A 15,079-nucleotide genomic window follows, 5' to 3' on the forward strand; every position below is an offset into this window, starting at 1 on the left:
GGACCGCTACCGTTCTGCGCGGTCGTCGATCAAACGGCTGTGGAGTTCCGTGGTCATGGCATGGATCGCACGGGTCAGCTCGGTGTTGGTCTTGAGCTCCAACTCCTGCTCGACGAAATCGTGATCGGCCTTGATCTGCTGGAAGGCAGCCTGCCGGTTCTGGCCGATCATGACGAACGCCGACAGGAAGATCGCCTCCAGTGACACCACGAGCGTCAACGTGGGCCAGGGGTTGGCCTCGAAGAACAGCATCCACAACGCGAAAGCGACCGCGTGGATATAGACGAACGGCATTGAACCGGCGAACTTGGTGATGGCATCGGCGACACGCAGTTGGACGTCCCCGGCACGGGTCTGGTGGTGCGCGACCACTGCGGGATGGTGTATGGCCTGGTTGTCCTGCTCGCTCATCGCAGCGTGCCTCTCGCAGATAGGAGTGCCCTCGGAGTCAACCGACGGCAACAGTGGCCTCGTGGGGCCCCGTCAACCCGATTGTCGCCCGTGCAGCCGGGACGTCCTCACGATGCCCTCCTGGGATCGTGGGCGTCGGCCGTCACCTGGTCGCGCAGACGTGCACAGGTGCGGGTGATCAGACGGGAGACGTGCATCTGAGAGACGCCGAGCTGTAGGCCGATGCGAGCCTGTGTCATTGCGCAGAAGAACCTCATGTACAGGATCTGCCGCTCGCGTTCGGGCAGCGCCCGCAGCAGGGGTCGGAGCGCCTCACGGTCGACGACCCGGTCGAAGCCGGGCTCCATGCCACCGAGGGTGTCGGCCAGCGGGTGGCTGCCCTCGGAGCGGCCGGGCACGGCGTCCAAGGATCCAGCGTGGACCGTCACCGTGCCGCAGGCCTGGTCGATGACCATGCGACCGGCCGGCGCCCGCCACAGCTGGTCGTTCTCGGCGCGGCCGGCTGGGCTGAACCTGCCCAGGAACCCCTGCTGGACGGCGGGTCATCTCCTCGGTCACCCGTGGTGTTCGTCCCAGCCCCCGTCGTCACCATGGCGACCGTATTGGGCGGCGCCGAACACCAGCACGGCCGCGGCCACCCACCAGATGGGGCGGAGGAAGCCGAAGCTGAAGCCGAACAGGGCCACGAGGAGAATGAGAAGCGAGACGAACACGGCGGGCCTTCCCGGGGCGGAACAACGCATCACTGCCGGGGGCCGGGGCCTGTTCGAACAGCGTATCCCTGCCCAGAGGTTGCGGACAGCACCCCACGACAGCGCCTTCCGCCGGAACTGGATGGCCACTTGGCATCTGTTCAGGGAGTGCGGCGAGGGCTGGCGCGCCTGGTGCGGCCCGTGCCCCCGGCAGCGTCGATCACCTCTCGCGCTCCTTAGAGGGCGCACCTCGCGCATCAGTGTCGGAACCTGCCCCGCCACCAACGGGCCGCTCCCGCACTCGCCGTCGCTACGCGATCCAGACGCAGCCTCGATGCGCCCCATGCGGGTAGCGATCTACTGCCCGCCGCGTCGCACGCATTCCACCGCAGGCGGTACGCATGTACGCGCTGATCGTTCCGGCTTCGACCCCCTTCGTCCTGCTCGCCACCGTCATGGGCCTGTCCTGGTGGGAGGACCATGTTCTGCTGTCGGCCGAACCGGTCGAAGCCCCCGCCGAGGCTCCGTTCACCCCAGCGGCCTCTGCCCAGCCCCCGGAACTCTCGCGTGTCGACGTGACGTTGACAAAGGAAGTGGCCAGGCGTTGACTGACAGCAGGTGTGGGGCTGCATCGCTCCGGATATCTCCGGGCAAAGCCTTCCACCTTCCGCTTCGCCCGGCCCCCGCGGAACGCAGGATCTGTCCCTGTGACCGTGTGGAGGCCCGGCCGTGCCGCTCTGGATCCCTTTCCTTCCGCCGGTCTTCGGGATTGTCGGCTTCGTCGGCGTGGACGCAGCCGTGGCGGCCACCGGCACCATCGACCGTATTCCATATTCGGGGCCCGATCCCACCCCGCGGTTCGCGTGGGTGCCACCCGGCAGGCACCGACGCTCAATGAACCGACAGGAATTGACGGCAACGAGGCGGACCGACCTGCGAACCGAGAGCCGAAGAGGGCAGTCATGATCACCGTCGTAGTCATCGCCGTGCTCGTCATGGGCCTGGCCGCTCTCCTCCACACCGGACGTGGGCGAGCCCGGGGCAGCGGCGGGCGCGGGCTGAAGTGGCGGTTCGGGCCCGAGTACGAGCGTGCCGTCGCCCTTCAAAACGGTGATGTCCGGGCTGCGGAGCGGGAACTGGGCGAGCGCGTGCGGCGCCACGGCTCCCTCCAGGAACAGCCGCTGTCGCCCGAGGTCCGCGAGCAGTACGTGGCTCAGTGGGCCGCCGTCCAGGAACAGTTCGTCGGCTCACCGCAGAAGGCGGTCACCGAGGCGGATGCGCTGTTGGCGCGCCTGGCAAGAGACCGTGGTTTCCCGGACGGTGAGCAGTTCGAGGAGCAGCTGGCCGCCCTCTCGGTTCACCACGCCTACGTCGTCCAGGGCTACCGCAGTATGCACGCGGCAGCCCGCGACCAGAGCGGCACCGAGGAAATGCGGGAGGCCCGGCATCAGCGCTGACCACCCCGATCACCCGCCAGGCGCGGAACTGGTCCCGCAGGGCGAACGGGACAAGCTCACCCCGCGAGCAGCACGTGCTGCTCGCAGTGGACACCTCGCACGCCGCCGGTCCGCTCCGCTCCTGGCGCGACTCCCGTAGACCGCCCGCCGATCGCACCCACCAAGGCGAGACCGTTTGACGGCCCCGCCGCCCACCTCCATCGTCGAAGCCAGTCGAAACCCTACGTAAGCCCCACGTATCCACTGCCCGTGCGACACGCATCCGCTTTCAGCGATGCCGTTCGCATCCACCGTCGAAGAGGCGCAGCCCAAGACCCCGGCCGCACTGTCGTCACCGAGGTCAAGGACCGCCCATGTCTTTCCAGTCCCTCCGTTCCCCGTCCGCAGCCGCGCCGGAAAGCACCCTCCCACCCCCGGAGTACGACGGGATGGCACCCTTCCCGCGAGACGGAACGGCCCCCGAGCGCACCGGCAGCGAGCGGCTGTCCCTGGCGATCACGGCATTGATCGTCTTCCTGCCGTTCCTGGCACTCGGCCTGGCCGGCTGGTTGCTGTGGGGGCGCCTGATCCAACCCGTCGATGTCCTGCTCGCCGTGGTGCTCTACACGGTCACGGGCCTCGGCGTCACGGTCGGCTTTCACCGGGGCCTGACCCACAACAGCTACCGAGCCGTACGGCCGTTGCGCATCGCGCTCGCGGTGGCCGGGTCGATGAGCTTCCAGGGCGACGTGATCGGCTGGGTCGCCATCCACCGTCGCCACCACGCCTTCACCGACCGGCCGGGCGATCCGCACTCTCCGTACCGCTACGGCGCGTCCGTGCGCGGCCAGTTGCGGGGTCTGGTGGATGCCCATGTCGGCTGGCTGTTCCGCAACGCCCCCACGTCCACGGCGCGTTACGCTCCCGATCTCGTCGCCGACCGCGACATCCGGGCCGTGTCCCGGGCCTTCCCGGTCCTGTGTGTGCTCACTGTCGCCCTGCCCTTCGCCGCGGGCCTGCTGATCGGCGGCACCTGGACGTCGGCCCTGACCGCCCTGCTGTGGGCGGGACTTGTCCGCATCGCTCTGCTCCACCATGTCACCTGGAGCGTGAACTCCCTCTGCCATGTGATCGGTGAGCGTCCGTTCCGCACCCGTCGCCACGACCGTGCCACCAACCTGTGGCCCTTGGCTCTGCTCTCCTTCGGCGAGAGCTGGCACAACCTCCACCACGCCGACCCCACCAGCGCCCGGCACGGTGTCGACCGCGGCCAGCTCGACCCGTCCGCCGCCGCCATCCGCCTCTTCGAACGCCTCGGCTGGGTCAGGGACGTGCGCTGGCCGACCCCGGACCGTATCGCCGCCCGCCGCGCGTGAACCCGACCGACCGCGTCCCCTTCAGGAGTTCTCATGACACTCGCCCCGCCGCCCCCGCTCTCCTCATCGTCCGCCGTCCGCCTGCGCCTGGTGGCCCAGCCGGCACAGGGCCACATGCCCCGGCGCATCGACGGCGCCTGGTGGCCCCGTTCGCCCGACCTGACGTCCGAACTCCCCCGGCTGCTGGCCGGACTGCCGCAGGCCTGGGGGCAGGTCAGCAGCGTTCTGGTGGACGGGGCCGTATGGTCCCCGTTCCCGGCGCGGCAGCTCGTCGCGGACCAAGTGGTACGCCTGAGCCGGACGCACACCCAGCAGCGCACCCCGTCCACCGTCTGCCTGCTGGCGCCCGGCCGCGGCCGGTGGGACCTGCTGGTGGTACCGCCCACGGCCACGGAGGCGGAGGCCATGCGGCTCATGGACAGTGTGGACACCGTCGTGAAGGACAGCGGGGGATTGGGAACCGCTGTCCGTTGACGGCGTCTGTCGCACCAGCCCCGGGCGAGCACTCCGAGGTCCTTCCCCAGGAGCAGGACGTCGGCCGCGTCGCCTCGCACCTGCGGCGACTCCTCGACACCTGGAGCGACACACCCGCACCACTTCTACCGTGACTGGGACCGGGCCGCCGAATCGAGTGTGGCCACCCTGCGCCGGGCGGCCGGCATCGACCCCGAAGATCCGCGGTTGCGGGAGCTCGTCGGTGAACTGTCCATGAAGAGCGCCGACTTCCGCGTTCTGTGGGCCCGCCACGACGTACGCGGCAAGACCCGCGAGGCCAAGCTCTTCCACCACGCCCAGGTCGGCGACCTGGAACTGCACTACGAGGCGTTCACCGTCGACAGCGCCCCTACCCAGCAGCTCATCGTCTACCAGGCCGAACCGGGCAGCACGTCCGCCGACGCCCTCGCCCTGCTCGGCTCGCTGAGCGCCGGCCCAGTCCCCGCGCAGGACACCACGATGGGCACCGACTGAGAGGGCGGTACGTGACTTGATGTCTGTATTGCCCTGTCGGCTGGGGTAGGCAGGCTGCTCGGAGGGCCGCCGGGCGGCTATGGCCGCGGCTGGGCGAACAATCCCTGCTCGGTCTCGACCAGGATGCCGCGCTCGGTCAGCCGCTTGAGTTTCAGGCGGGTGTTGTTCATGTTGTTGGGCGCGATCTCCATGTCCATTGCCTCGCAGACCTGCCGTGCCCGCAGCGGGGCGTGATCGCCGGTGTGACCGCGGGCTCACAGGGGCGGGCACAGTGTCGCCGGTCGGGCGCCTGTCCATGGGTGAGTGGGGCTGCCGCATGGACAGGCGTGACCGTGGGCCTCAAGCCGCTTCGAGGAAGGGGTAGTCGGTGTAGCCCTCGGCGCCCGGCCCGTAGAACAGTTCCGGCCGCGGCTCGTTCTCCGGGTGGCCACCCTGCCAGCGCTCGACCAGGTCGGGGTTGGCGATGAGAGCCCGGCCCACGACCACGGCGTCGGCGTGGCCGGCCTCGATCTGCTGGAGCGCCTGCTCGCGGGTGGTCTGCCCCCCGAAGGGGCCGTTGTTGACGATCAGCTTGCCGTCGAAGCGCCGCCGCAGCTCCTGTACAAGGTCGCCGCCCGGCTCGGTGTGCAGTACGGAGAGGTAGGCCAGGCCCAGCGGGCGCAGTTGGTCGAGCAGGGTGCCGTAGGTGGCCAGGACGTCGTCCCGGTCGGTCTCGAAGACGTCCCCGAAGTCGACCTCCGGCGAGATCCGCAGCCCGACCCGATCGGCACCGACGGCCTGGGCGATGGCCGTGACGACCTCGACGACGAAGCGGGCGCGGTTGTTCGGCGAGCCGCCGTATCCATCGGTGCGCTGGTTGGCCGCCGGGGAGAGGAACTGGTGGAGCAGGTAGCCGTTGGCGCCGTGGATTTCCACGCCGTCCGCTCCCGCCTCGATGGCCCGGCGGGCCGCGGTGACGAAGTCCTCCACTGCTGCCCGGATCTCTGCGGTGGTCATCGCTTCCGGTACGGGGTAGGGCTGTTCGCCCTTCTCGGTGAACGTCTTATTGTCGATGGCGATCGCGCTGGGGGCGAGGATGCGGCGGCCGCCGTTGATGTCGGGGTGGGTGCCACGGCCGGCGTGCATGATCTGCAGGACGATGCGGCCGCCCTCGGCGTGCACCGCCTCGAACACCCGCTGCCAGCCGGCCGCCTGCTCGTCGGTGGCGATGCCCGGCTCACCGACATACCCCTGTGACGCGTGGTCGGGGTAGGTGCCCTCGGTGATGATCATTCCGACGCTCGCCCGCTGCCGGTAGTGCTCGACCATGAGGTCCCCGGGGATGCCGGAGGAGCCGGCGCGGACCCGGGTCAGCGGTGCCATGACGATGCGGTTGGTGAGCTCGATCTTCCCGAGTGCGACGGGGGAGAAAAGCGACGGAACGGGCGAAGCTTCTGAAGTGTTGACAGGCATGGGTTTTCTTTCTGTGATACGGAGGGAGAGGGGATGAATGTCTGCGGCGCAGGGGGTCCAGGCTGTCCCGGGGCAGGCGCGGATGCGGTCCTCGGGCAGGCGCGGGCCCGCCGGCGGTGACGCGGTTCCAGGACCGCGATCGGGGTGTGGGTGGTGTTGGCGGCGAACGCGGTGAGAGCCGCATGCCGTCGGCGTCGGTGTCGACGCCGGTCAAGTGCAACTGCCCGCCGGGGTACGGGCGTTCGCTCCTTGCGCACGATCAGCGGCCGGCCAGGTGACGAAGTCTTGGGTGCCGCCGCCGGAGTCGGTACGGATCGGTGTCTGCAGCGCGCGCCGCGGCCGACTCCCTTGACGCGCCCCCGCGATGAGGACCGATACACGGCTTCGCCTGGAACGCGATTGCGGCGGGGGTGGGAACAGCGATCTCAGCGATCCTCATTCTCACCGGCCTGAGGCACGTCCGCCGGCCGATCGCCCATCGGACAGCCTGCTTCACGAAAGCGCGAGGCTAGTTGAGCGGGACGTCCGCGACGGCCTTGAGGTGGCTGAACGTCTCGAGGGAATACCGGCCGTGGTACCGGCCCATGCCGCTTTCGCCGACGCCACCGAACGGCAGGCCGGTCATGAGCAGCTGCATCACCGGCTGGCCCCAGGCGACGCCGCCGGAGGACGTCTCGTTCACCAGGCGCGACTTGGTGGCCTCGGACGTGGTGAAGGCGTAGAGCGCGAGGGGCTTGTCGCGTTCGTTGATGAAGGCGATGGCGGCGTCGAGGTCTTCGACTTCGACGACGGCGAGGATCGGACCGAAGATCTCCTCCTGCATGACCGGCGACGCGGGGTCGACATCGGTGAGTACCGTCGGTGCGATGAACAGGTCGTCGCGGTCGTGCCGGCCTCCCACCGCCGCCCGGCCGGAGTCCAGCAGACGGGTGAGCCGGTCGAAATGCCGCTCGTTGATGATCCGGCCGAAGTCGGCCGCGGTCTGCGGGCTGGTGCCGAACTGGGTGTCGACCGCCGCACGCAGGGCGGGAACCAGTGCGGCGGCGGTGGCAGGATCGGCCAGGACATAGTCGGGGGCTATGCACTGCTGCCCCGCGTTGCCGAACTTGGCGCCCACCAGCCGCTTCGCGGTCTCCTCCACGTCGGCGTCGGGCGCCACGAAGACCGGCGACTTGCCCCCGAGTTCGAGCGTGACGGGGGTGAGGTTCTTGGCGGCCGCGGCCATGACGATCCGGCCGACCGTGCCATTGCCGGTGTAGAAGATGTGGTCGAAGCGCTGTGCCAGGAGGGCCGTGGTCTCCTCGGCGCCTCCCTCGACCACGGTGAGCACATCGGCGTCGAAGTACTCACGCAGGAGTCGTGAAGCGACCGCCGAGGTGTGCACCGACATCTCGCTCGGCTTGGCCACCACGGTGTTCCCGGCGGCCAGCGCGCCGATGATGGGGTCGATGAGAAGGTGCAGCGGGAAGTTCCACGGAGCGATCACCAGGACGACCCCGAGCGGGTCGTACGTGGTGTAGGCCGTGGTCGTGGGACCGAAGTGGGCGGGAACCTCCACCGGGCGGGGCTGAAGCCAGTTTTCGAGGTTCGCCAGTGCCTCGTCGATGTCGGCGACGGTGAAGTCGATCTCCTGCGTCTTGGCCTCGGCGGGGTTCTTCCTCAGATCCGCCCAGAGGGCTTCGATCAGTTCCTGCTCGTTCTCGACCAGCAGGGCCCGTAGCCGCTGCAGCTGGCTGACGCGCCAGTCCAGGCCGCGGGTGACGCCGGTGTTGAACGTCGCACGAAGGCGGCCGACCGCCTCCGCGGCCGTTTCCGTCCGGTGCGTCCTCGACTCGGTCGCCTGTGTTGTGGTCATGGGGTGTGCTCCGTTCTTGATGCAGGCCGCGCCGTCAAAGACGTTCGTGGCATGCCGTAGTACCGGTGATGGGCAACCCGGTGGATGACGGATGAAGGGGCAATCCGTGCCTTCACTGTAACCCATGTACGCGTAGACGCGAACATGAGGTGAGGGTTATTCTTTCCTCATGGCCAGCCGCACCTCATCCCCCCTCGTCCACCCCGACACGGACGACCTCGACCTCTTCAAGATCATGAGCGCGCTGACCGACGAGACCCGGCTCACCATCGTCGTCACCCTCTCCGTCTCCCCTGGCCTGGCCTGCAGCGGCTTCACGCAGGACGTCACCGCGTCCGTACTCACCCGCCACTTCCGCGTCCTGCGCGAGGCCGGTCTCATCCGGCAGCACGATGTCGGCACCCGACGTTTCAACACCCTGCGCAAGGAAGATCTGGACCAGCGCTTCCCCGGACTGCTCGACCTCGTCCTCAAGGAGAGCGTCGGCCGCGTGGAGCCCTACACGAGCACCGAGAGCGCCTAACGCTCCGGGGCGCCCCTCCGCGGCCGCGACGAACCGGACCCACCGCAGCCAGGTGTCCAGCTTGCGGCCGGCTTCGATCACGTCGAACAACACCCCGTGCGCCGAGCGGCAGTAACCGGTGCCCCAGCAAGGCGATACGCCACCGGCCCCGACGTACCCGCTTACACGGAGGCGACGTACTACGCCGAACCCGGTTCCCCGTCGGCGGAGGCACTACGATTGCTGGCCAGCTGGGGCACCGACGCGACAAGGGCGGGAGCCGGGATGCCGCCGGCACGCACGGCTTGATGAACAGTTGATCATCGGTAGTTGGCTGCGCGCCACGCCCAGCGTCCCTTCGCACGCCAGACGCCTCCGGGGGCAGTGCCGGATTCAGGACGGCGCGGGCGTGCTGCGGGTGGGCAGTGGAAGAACGGCGGCGCCGCTGCACAGGGCGTCGTTTTCGAGGGCCGGCTGGCGGATGGCCTCCTCGTACAGGTTCCGGCGGGATGACTTCTCCCCGCACGTCTGCCGCGTCGACATCAGGTACCGCTCCAGGTGACGCACCCGCAGCTCCTCCACCCGTCGCGGCGGTTCCGTGAGCCCGTTGACCGTGGACACCTCCCGGTCCCAGCTCGTGTCCTGCAGACGAGGTCCACGCTCGTCGCGACGACGCCACCACTCGTACGCCGCCCGGTCATCCATGGACGCGTCGCGCCAGTCAACGCCGGCCTCGCGCGAACCACAGAAAGTCGAAGTACGTGCGCAGATCCCGGGCTAACTAGCTGACTACAGCTTTGGCCAGCTGCCCAACGCGAGGTTCGCGACTTGCAGCAGCTCAGGGCGGGAACTACCACTCGCGGCCTGGACGGCAATCCCATTGGCGACTGTTCTCAGGTAGAGCGCAAGAAGATGAGGATCTGTGGAAGGCGGAAGGTCACCGGCGTCCACCGCCTGTTGAAACCGGCGCGTCAAGTGGGCTATCCCCTCCTCGCGCCATGCGATGAGTGCGTCTCGGACTTGGCGGCTCTCATCCCCGGTAGCCAACGCACCCAGCACGCCAAGACAGCCCGTGGGGAGTCCCGGCGTGGTTGCCGCCTCGACCGTTCCGTGGAGCACAGCAGTAGCCACTGCTCCGCTTGTGGGCTCTGCCAGAGCTCGAGCGAAGTAGGAGGTCAAGCCCTCGGTGTACCGCTCCAGCGCCTTGTAGAAGAGGTCTTCTTTGCTGCCGAACGCCCTGTACAGGCTGGGGCGGCTGATACCCATCGCTTCGGTGAGGTCGTCAAGGCTGGCGCCCTCGAAACCCTTTGACCAGAACACCAGGACTGCACGATCGAGTGCCTCGTCGATGTCGAACGCGCGAGGCCTGCCACGAGGGACCGGTGTCGTCGAGAACATGTCTTCATCCTACCCCTTCGATACCGATCGGTACGGATGTGCTAACGTGTTTCGTACCAATCAGTACGGTATACGGAGAGGCAGCGTTATGTCACAGAACGTGCTCATCACGGGCGGAACCTCAGGCATCGGCTTGAGCCTCGCGCAATCCTTCGTGGAGCTCGGGGCGTCTGTCGTCGTTTGCGGGCGTTCGCAGGCTGCGCTTGACCGATTCGCGCAGGCACACCCGCAGGCGCTGGCCGTGCGAGCCGATGTGACGAACGCAGCTGACCGGGCAGCGTTGCTGCGAGCAGTCGCTGATCGCTTCGGGCGTTTGGACGTGTTGGTCAACAACGCCGGCACGTTCGAGGAACGAGACTACGCCGCCGGCAAGAACCCCAATGCGACTCTCGATGACGAGGTGGCGTTGAACCTCACCGCCCCCATCCACTTGACGGGTGAAGTGCTCGAGCGATGGCCATCGCCCGACGCGATCGTATTCATCACCTCGGGGTTCGCTCTGGTCTCGCCCACTCGCGCGCCTACCCACGGCGCGGTGAAGGCCGGCCTGCACGGCTTCGCGGACGGCTTGCGCCGTCAACTCGCCCCGAAAGGCACCCATGTCCTCGAGGTCCTCCCACCGTCCACGGACACGCCCATGAACGCCGAAGCCACGGGGAAGAAACTGACTCCCGCACAGGTGGCGGCGGTCACGATGAAAGCTCTTCGGCGGAGGCGGAACATGGCATTCCCCGGTCAGACGAAAGCCATGCCCGCCATGCTGCGCATCGCGCCGGGCACACTACGACGCGTCGTCGCCGAGCTCTGAACCCCATAGAAATCCTTCCCCCACACCCGAACAAGCCGGGCAGGCCGCCGCCGCGATCGCCGCCGCGGTGTCCGAGACCCGAACCGCCATCGACAGCCTCGACGCCGCTTCGGGCCTCGCCCGCCCCGACTCGCGCTGAAGCGTCCCAGGATGAGCGGCCTGCCGGCGTTCGACACCGTCGTTGCGGACCAGGTCGAATTCCTGACCCGCCACCTCCTGAACAACTGACCGGCCCGTTCCGGATTGAAAGGATTCTCCATGTCCAAATTCCCCCTCCACCTGGTTCCTTCCCGCAGAGCGCTGACGACCGGGCGCTTCATCGTCGCGGCCACCCACTTGTTCACCCCGCGGCTGGCCGCGCGGGTTTTCCAGCTCACGGCCAGCGGTACCCCCGCGATCCCTTATTCGCGGATGTTCGCGATCCGCAACGCTGCTCTCGGGCTTGGACTGCAACGGATGGACAGTTTCACCCGGCCCCAGCAGCAGCAGTTTCTTGCGGTGAACATCGTCATGGACTCGGTCGATGCCGCCGCTTTCCTGGCTGCGGGCCTGCGGCGCGACGTCAGCCGTACCTCGGCCATGCTGTCCGCCGCCGTGGCTCTTTCTGCGGTGGTAGCCGGTACCACGGCCCTCATCGAGCACAAGCAAGCGGCCGCCCAAGAAACGGAGCCAACAGCGACGGCGCCATCGAACAGCGACTGGAAGTGACCGCACCGGCGTGGCACCGCAGCTGATCCACCGCACCGCCTCCATTGGCTGGAGGCCGCAGAGGACGGGTTGGCGGTCTCTGTCGAGTTCAGCATCGGGCGGATGAGGTTCTGGCGAAGACGTGGACGCCGGTGCCCGGTGCCGTCGACGGTGAGGGCGGCCGGCTCCCCCCGACGGGGCAGGCCGGGTCACCGGCTGCTCGCACTGGTGGCGATCGCGGGGAGGACGGCGAGAGCGAGGATGCCGCCGGTGAGGGCGAGGACGGGGCAGCCGGAGGCGGAGACGACGAGGTCGGAGCTGAAGCCCCCGGTGGCGCCGGCGATGGCGATGGAGACGTCGACCATGCCCTGGGTCTTGGCGCGGGTGGCCAGCGGCACGGCATCGGTGATCATCGCGGTGCCGGAGACGAGGCCCAGGTTCCAGCCCAGCCGCGGCAGGCGCCGCGGCGGCGGTGATTCCGGCGACGAGGAGGGTGAGGCCGGAGGCTGCGGCTATCGGCGTACGGCCGTACCGGTCGACGAGCCGGCCGGTCAGTGGGGAGGGGCAAGTGCGCTGGTTGCGGCGTCGCCGGGCGGCTACGGCCGCGGTTGGGTGAACAAGCCTTGCTCGGTCTCGACCAGGATTCCGCGCTCGGCGAGCCGCTTGAGTTTCAGGCGGGTGTTGTTGATGTTGTTGGGTGCGATCTCCATGTCCATCGCCTCGCACACCTGCCGCGCCCGTAGCGGCGCGTCGGCCGTGGCGAACACCGCCATGATCTGCTGGTAGGCCGGATGGTCCGGCAGTTCCGGGGCCGGCGCCGCGGGCGGCTGCGGATCGGGCAGCTCCAGCAGCGTCTTGCGGGTGATCCGGACCTCCTCGGCGGCCCGGCCGAGCTCGTCCAGCCGTGCGGTCAGCTGCGCGATCTGCTCCCTCGTCGCGTCGGCTTGCGCAGTGATCTCCCGTTCCCGCTCCTCCAACCGCACCAGCACCGCCCCGAGGGTCAGCTCTCCGCCGGTCATGCGCGCCAGGCCGCAGCGGTGGCCCCGGTCAGCCGGCGCAGTATCACCGCGGTCATCGCCCAGTACACCCGCGACTCCGAACTGCGCGGCAGGTGCTCGTAGTCGCGCACCAGCCTGCGGTGCAGCATCAAGATCCCGTAGGCGCGCTCCACGATCCACCGCTTGGGGATCGGCACGAACCCGGCCTGGCCCGGGTTGCGCTCGACGATCTCCACCTCGATGCCCACCGTCTGGCCGTGCGCGACGACGGCGTTCTTGAAGCCCTGGTCGACCAGCGCCTTCTGAACGGTGTCGGTGTCGGCGGCGACCTTGTCCAGCAGCGCGATGCCGGCGGCGTTGTCGTGCACGGACGCGGCGAGCACCACCACCGCGATCACCAGGCCCAACACGTCAACGGCCAGGCCGCGCTTGCGGCCCGGTACTTTTTTTGCCGCATCACACCCCGTCGACTCCGCGGGTACCCCGGCCGCCGCGTGCACGCTCTGGGTGTCGAGCACCACCAGGCTCGGGTCCGCCTTCCGCCGGGCTTTCTCCCGCACCTGCCAGCGCAGCAGGTCGTGGATGGTCCGGTCGGTGCCGTCGTCGCGCCACTTGGTGAAGTAGTACATCACCGCGCCGCGCGGCGGCAGGTCGTGCGGAATCAGATCCCACTGGCAGCCGGTGCGGCCCTGGTAGAGGAGCGCGTTGACGATTTCCCGCATCTCGTACCGGCCCTGATGGCCTCTGACCGAGCGGTGCGCGGCCTTCCACGCGGCGATCACCGGTTCAACCAGCGCCCACTGCTCGTCGGACAGGTCGGTCTTGTAGGGCTTGCGCTCGCTCACGGTGGTCAGCCCAGCACGCCCGAGCCCGCCAACCGGCTGGACTGCCGCAGCCCCACACAATCAGGTGACGACAAATCACCTACTAACTCGCATACCGCCCTCTGAGACCGCGTACGAGCCGGCCCGGTGTTTCCTGGGTGTGCCAGGGCCAGGATCACGACTCCCCACCTGGGCGGACGCGAAGGAGAATGAGGCCATGACCCGGATCATGATGAGGTGGGGTTCATGAGCGACGGCACTCCTTTGGGAGAGTTCCTCAGAGCACGGCGTGAAGCGCTCAAGCCGCAGGACGTGGGTCTGCCGGAGCACGGCCGCAGGCGGGTACCGGGGCTGCGCCGCGAGGAGGTCGCCATGCTCGCGGGTGTGAGCTCCGACTACTACATGCGTCTGGAACAGGGCCGCGAGACCAGCCCCTCGCCGCAGGTGATCGACGCGGTCGCCGCCGCCCTCCACCTCGACGACGAGGCACTCGACCACCTGCGCAGACTCACCAGGGCACCTCAGGAGCGCCGTAGTACTTCCGCCGGGCACGACAGGATCAGCCCCCAGCTCCTCCGGCTGCTCGACAGCTGGCCCGACACCCCCGCCTTCGTTCTGGGACCTGCCCTGGACGTCCTGGCGCACAACGCGCTCGCCGCGGTCCTGCACAGCGGATTCCAGCGGTTCGACAACCTGGCCCGCATGGTCTTCCTCGACCCGGCCGGGCGCAGCTTCTACCGGGACTGGGAGAGGGCCGCGAACTCCTGCGTCGCTGAAATCCGCGCGGCCTACGGATACGACCCCGATTCCCCGCGGATCACCGAGGTCGTCGACGCGCTCTGCTCGAAGAGCCCGGAATTCGCCGAGCTGTGGGCGCGGCACGAGGTGAAGGGCAAGACCCAGCAGGCGAAGAACCTCGCACATCCCGAGGTCGGTGCTCTGGAGATCCAGTTCTCGGCATTCACGGTCAACGGTGCTCCGCATCAGCAACTGGTCGTCTACCAGGCCGAGCCCGCCAGTTTCCACCGCGACTGCCTTCGCGGAACTCCGTTCCCGGGCCGACCGCGGGGAATCCGCACGGACTCGGCAGGAAGCATCCGGCCGGGCTCTCAGCGACACCTGACTTCGACGTGGCGCGCACGGATACGGATACGGATACGGATACGGGGACGAGGTAAGCGAACCGCTCAGGTCTGGCCGGCCGTGGGACGGACGATGATCTCGCTGACGTCGACACCGGCAGGCTGGTCCATGGCGAACGCGATCGCCGCCGCGACCGACGAGGCCGGGATGGCGACGCTGCGGTGGGCACGCATCCTCTCGCGGCCCTCCGGGTCGGAGATGGACTCGGCGAGTTCGGACTCGGTCACGCCCGGGGAGAGGGTGGTGACACGGATGTCGCCGCCGACCTCCTGGCGCAGACCTTCCGAGATGGCCCACACGGCGTGCTTGGTGGCGTTGTAGACGGCTGCGGTCGGGGAGACCTGGTGGGCGCCGATCGAGGCGACATTGATGAAGTGCCCGCGGTGCTGGGTCTGTATGAGGGGCAGAGCAGCCGCGATGCCGCTGTCATAGGCATGGGCATGTTCATGGCCAGACCCCTTTCACGGGACAGCAGCCGACGCGGCGAGTCGTTGCTCGAACCGCGTCGGCCGCCAGTCAAGAGGTGAA

At 68.6% G+C, this 15,079-nt stretch carries 15 protein-coding genes and 6 pseudogenes; 10 read left to right on the forward strand and 11 right to left on the reverse strand.

Annotated elements, in window-relative coordinates; all coding sequences use genetic code 11:
* Window positions 1–6: 6 nt before the first annotated feature.
* From ACFZDJ_RS23970 to ACFZDJ_RS23980, 3 genes and pseudogenes are all read right to left on the reverse strand, one after another.
* Window positions 7–411, reverse strand: coding sequence for a DUF1003 domain-containing protein (locus tag ACFZDJ_RS23970; protein WP_390929638.1), 405 nt, complete (start codon window positions 409–411; stop codon window positions 7–9).
* Window positions 412–518: 107 nt separating this feature from the next.
* A pseudogene (locus ACFZDJ_RS23975) lies at window positions 519–821 on the reverse strand (sigma-70 family RNA polymerase sigma factor); the annotation flags it as partial.
* A 144-nt stretch (window positions 822–965) separates the two neighbouring features.
* Window positions 966–1,124, reverse strand: a complete 159-nt coding sequence (locus ACFZDJ_RS23980) for a hydrophobic protein (RefSeq protein ID WP_391061265.1) — start codon at window positions 1,122–1,124, stop codon at window positions 966–968.
* Window positions 1,125–1,504: 380 nt separating this feature from the next.
* On the opposite strand from ACFZDJ_RS23980, the gene ACFZDJ_RS23985 reads away from it, so the two are divergent.
* The 5 genes and pseudogenes from ACFZDJ_RS23985 to ACFZDJ_RS24005 form a co-directional block, all read left to right on the forward strand.
* The gene (locus tag ACFZDJ_RS23985; protein ID WP_390929634.1) at window positions 1,505–1,711 is read left to right on the forward strand and encodes a hypothetical protein; all 207 of its coding nucleotides are present in this window, start codon (window positions 1,505–1,507) and stop codon (window positions 1,709–1,711) included.
* 354 nt (window positions 1,712–2,065) lie between these two features.
* Window positions 2,066–2,560 (forward strand): hypothetical protein, encoded by a 495-nt coding sequence (locus ACFZDJ_RS23990; protein WP_391061268.1) that lies wholly within the window; start codon window positions 2,066–2,068, stop codon window positions 2,558–2,560.
* A gap of 353 nt (window positions 2,561–2,913) precedes the next feature.
* Window positions 2,914–3,915: a fatty acid desaturase gene (locus tag ACFZDJ_RS23995; protein WP_391061271.1), complete on the forward strand. Its 1,002-nt coding sequence runs from the start codon at window positions 2,914–2,916 to the stop codon at window positions 3,913–3,915.
* Between the two features lie 33 nt (window positions 3,916–3,948).
* Window positions 3,949–4,389: a DUF5994 family protein gene (locus tag ACFZDJ_RS24000; RefSeq protein ID WP_390929628.1), complete on the forward strand. Its 441-nt coding sequence runs from the start codon at window positions 3,949–3,951 to the stop codon at window positions 4,387–4,389.
* A 59-nt stretch (window positions 4,390–4,448) separates the two neighbouring features.
* Window positions 4,449–4,884: pseudogene (locus ACFZDJ_RS24005) on the forward strand (transcriptional regulator); the annotation flags it as partial.
* Between the two features lie 339 nt (window positions 4,885–5,223).
* Here the strand turns inward: ACFZDJ_RS24005 and ACFZDJ_RS24010 are convergent.
* Complete coding sequence (locus ACFZDJ_RS24010) at window positions 5,224–6,336, reverse strand: alkene reductase (RefSeq protein ID WP_390929626.1); 1,113 nt, start codon at window positions 6,334–6,336, stop codon at window positions 5,224–5,226.
* 508 nt (window positions 6,337–6,844) lie between these two features.
* Window positions 6,845–8,191: an aldehyde dehydrogenase family protein gene (locus ACFZDJ_RS24015; RefSeq protein WP_391061274.1), complete on the reverse strand. Its 1,347-nt coding sequence runs from the start codon at window positions 8,189–8,191 to the stop codon at window positions 6,845–6,847.
* Window positions 8,192–8,360: 169 nt separating this feature from the next.
* Here ACFZDJ_RS24015 and ACFZDJ_RS24020 point away from each other — a divergent pair, with 169 nt between their 5' ends.
* Together ACFZDJ_RS24020 and ACFZDJ_RS24025 are read left to right on the forward strand one after the other, a co-directional pair.
* Window positions 8,361–8,714, forward strand: a complete 354-nt coding sequence (locus ACFZDJ_RS24020; RefSeq protein ID WP_101416083.1) for a helix-turn-helix transcriptional regulator — start codon at window positions 8,361–8,363, stop codon at window positions 8,712–8,714.
* A 174-nt stretch (window positions 8,715–8,888) separates the two neighbouring features.
* Window positions 8,889–9,002 (forward strand): annotated as a pseudogene (locus tag ACFZDJ_RS24025) (transcriptional regulator); the annotation flags it as partial.
* An 84-nt stretch (window positions 9,003–9,086) separates the two neighbouring features.
* Here ACFZDJ_RS24025 and ACFZDJ_RS24030 read toward each other — a convergent pair.
* Together ACFZDJ_RS24030 and ACFZDJ_RS24035 are read right to left on the reverse strand one after the other, a co-directional pair.
* Window positions 9,087–9,398 (reverse strand): hypothetical protein, encoded by a 312-nt coding sequence (locus ACFZDJ_RS24030; protein WP_391061277.1) that lies wholly within the window; start codon window positions 9,396–9,398, stop codon window positions 9,087–9,089.
* Between the two features lie 84 nt (window positions 9,399–9,482).
* Window positions 9,483–10,091 carry a TetR/AcrR family transcriptional regulator gene (locus ACFZDJ_RS24035; RefSeq protein ID WP_101419474.1) on the reverse strand — a complete coding sequence of 203 codons (609 nt, stop codon included), beginning with the start codon at window positions 10,089–10,091 and terminating at the stop codon, window positions 9,483–9,485.
* 88 nt (window positions 10,092–10,179) lie between these two features.
* Here ACFZDJ_RS24035 and ACFZDJ_RS24040 point away from each other — a divergent pair, with 88 nt between their 5' ends.
* Both ACFZDJ_RS24040 and ACFZDJ_RS24045 read left to right on the forward strand, forming a co-directional pair.
* The gene (locus tag ACFZDJ_RS24040) at window positions 10,180–10,899 is read left to right on the forward strand and encodes an SDR family NAD(P)-dependent oxidoreductase (protein WP_391061280.1); all 720 of its coding nucleotides are present in this window, start codon (window positions 10,180–10,182) and stop codon (window positions 10,897–10,899) included.
* 258 nt (window positions 10,900–11,157) lie between these two features.
* Entirely contained in the window at window positions 11,158–11,607 is a 450-nt protein-coding gene (locus tag ACFZDJ_RS24045; protein WP_067385658.1) for a hypothetical protein, read from the forward strand.
* Window positions 11,608–11,795: 188 nt separating this feature from the next.
* Here the strand turns inward: ACFZDJ_RS24045 and ACFZDJ_RS24050 are convergent.
* The 3 genes and pseudogenes from ACFZDJ_RS24050 to ACFZDJ_RS24060 form a co-directional block, all read right to left on the reverse strand.
* A pseudogene (locus tag ACFZDJ_RS24050) lies at window positions 11,796–12,150 on the reverse strand (MFS transporter); the annotation flags it as partial.
* Window positions 12,151–12,182: 32 nt separating this feature from the next.
* Window positions 12,183–12,605, reverse strand: a complete 423-nt coding sequence (locus ACFZDJ_RS24055; protein ID WP_358384484.1) for a hypothetical protein — start codon at window positions 12,603–12,605, stop codon at window positions 12,183–12,185.
* Window positions 12,602–13,429: an IS5 family transposase gene (locus ACFZDJ_RS24060; RefSeq protein WP_391061283.1), complete on the reverse strand. Its 828-nt coding sequence runs from the start codon at window positions 13,427–13,429 to the stop codon at window positions 12,602–12,604. Before ACFZDJ_RS24060 ends, ACFZDJ_RS24055 begins: the two co-directional genes overlap by 4 nt.
* Before the next feature lie 225 nt (window positions 13,430–13,654).
* Here ACFZDJ_RS24060 and ACFZDJ_RS24065 point away from each other — a divergent pair.
* Window positions 13,655–14,371: pseudogene (locus tag ACFZDJ_RS24065) on the forward strand (helix-turn-helix transcriptional regulator); the annotation flags it as partial.
* Between the two features lie 224 nt (window positions 14,372–14,595).
* Here ACFZDJ_RS24065 and ACFZDJ_RS24070 read toward each other — a convergent pair.
* Window positions 14,596–14,973: pseudogene (locus ACFZDJ_RS24070) on the reverse strand (SDR family oxidoreductase); the annotation flags it as partial.
* Window positions 14,974–15,079: the final 106 nt, after the last annotated feature.

The organism is Streptomyces sp. NPDC007896 (assembly GCF_042959425.1).
Lineage (GTDB): Bacteria > Actinomycetota > Actinomycetes > Streptomycetales > Streptomycetaceae > Streptomyces.

Excerpts from the sequence above, each read along its gene's own strand:
- ACFZDJ_RS23970 (WP_390929638.1), bottom strand. The coding sequence starts at position 411 with ATGAGCGAGCAGGACAACCAGGCCATACACCATCCCGCAGTGGTCGCG.
- ACFZDJ_RS23985 (WP_390929634.1), top strand. The coding sequence starts at position 1,505 with ATGTACGCGCTGATCGTTCCGGCTTCGACCCCCTTCGTCCTGCTCGCC.
- ACFZDJ_RS23990 (WP_391061268.1), top strand. The coding sequence starts at position 2,066 with ATGATCACCGTCGTAGTCATCGCCGTGCTCGTCATGGGCCTGGCCGCT.
- ACFZDJ_RS23995 (WP_391061271.1), top strand. The coding sequence starts at position 2,914 with ATGTCTTTCCAGTCCCTCCGTTCCCCGTCCGCAGCCGCGCCGGAAAGC.
- ACFZDJ_RS24000 (WP_390929628.1), top strand. The coding sequence starts at position 3,949 with ATGACACTCGCCCCGCCGCCCCCGCTCTCCTCATCGTCCGCCGTCCGC.
- ACFZDJ_RS24010 (WP_390929626.1), bottom strand. The coding sequence starts at position 6,336 with ATGCCTGTCAACACTTCAGAAGCTTCGCCCGTTCCGTCGCTTTTCTCC.
- ACFZDJ_RS24015 (WP_391061274.1), bottom strand. The coding sequence starts at position 8,191 with ATGACCACAACACAGGCGACCGAGTCGAGGACGCACCGGACGGAAACG.
- ACFZDJ_RS24020 (WP_101416083.1), top strand. The coding sequence starts at position 8,361 with ATGGCCAGCCGCACCTCATCCCCCCTCGTCCACCCCGACACGGACGAC.
- ACFZDJ_RS24030 (WP_391061277.1), bottom strand. The coding sequence starts at position 9,398 with ATGGATGACCGGGCGGCGTACGAGTGGTGGCGTCGTCGCGACGAGCGT.
- ACFZDJ_RS24035 (WP_101419474.1), bottom strand. The coding sequence starts at position 10,091 with ATGTTCTCGACGACACCGGTCCCTCGTGGCAGGCCTCGCGCGTTCGAC.
- ACFZDJ_RS24040 (WP_391061280.1), top strand. The coding sequence starts at position 10,180 with ATGTCACAGAACGTGCTCATCACGGGCGGAACCTCAGGCATCGGCTTG.
- ACFZDJ_RS24045 (WP_067385658.1), top strand. The coding sequence starts at position 11,158 with ATGTCCAAATTCCCCCTCCACCTGGTTCCTTCCCGCAGAGCGCTGACG.
- ACFZDJ_RS24055 (WP_358384484.1), bottom strand. The coding sequence starts at position 12,605 with ATGACCGGCGGAGAGCTGACCCTCGGGGCGGTGCTGGTGCGGTTGGAG.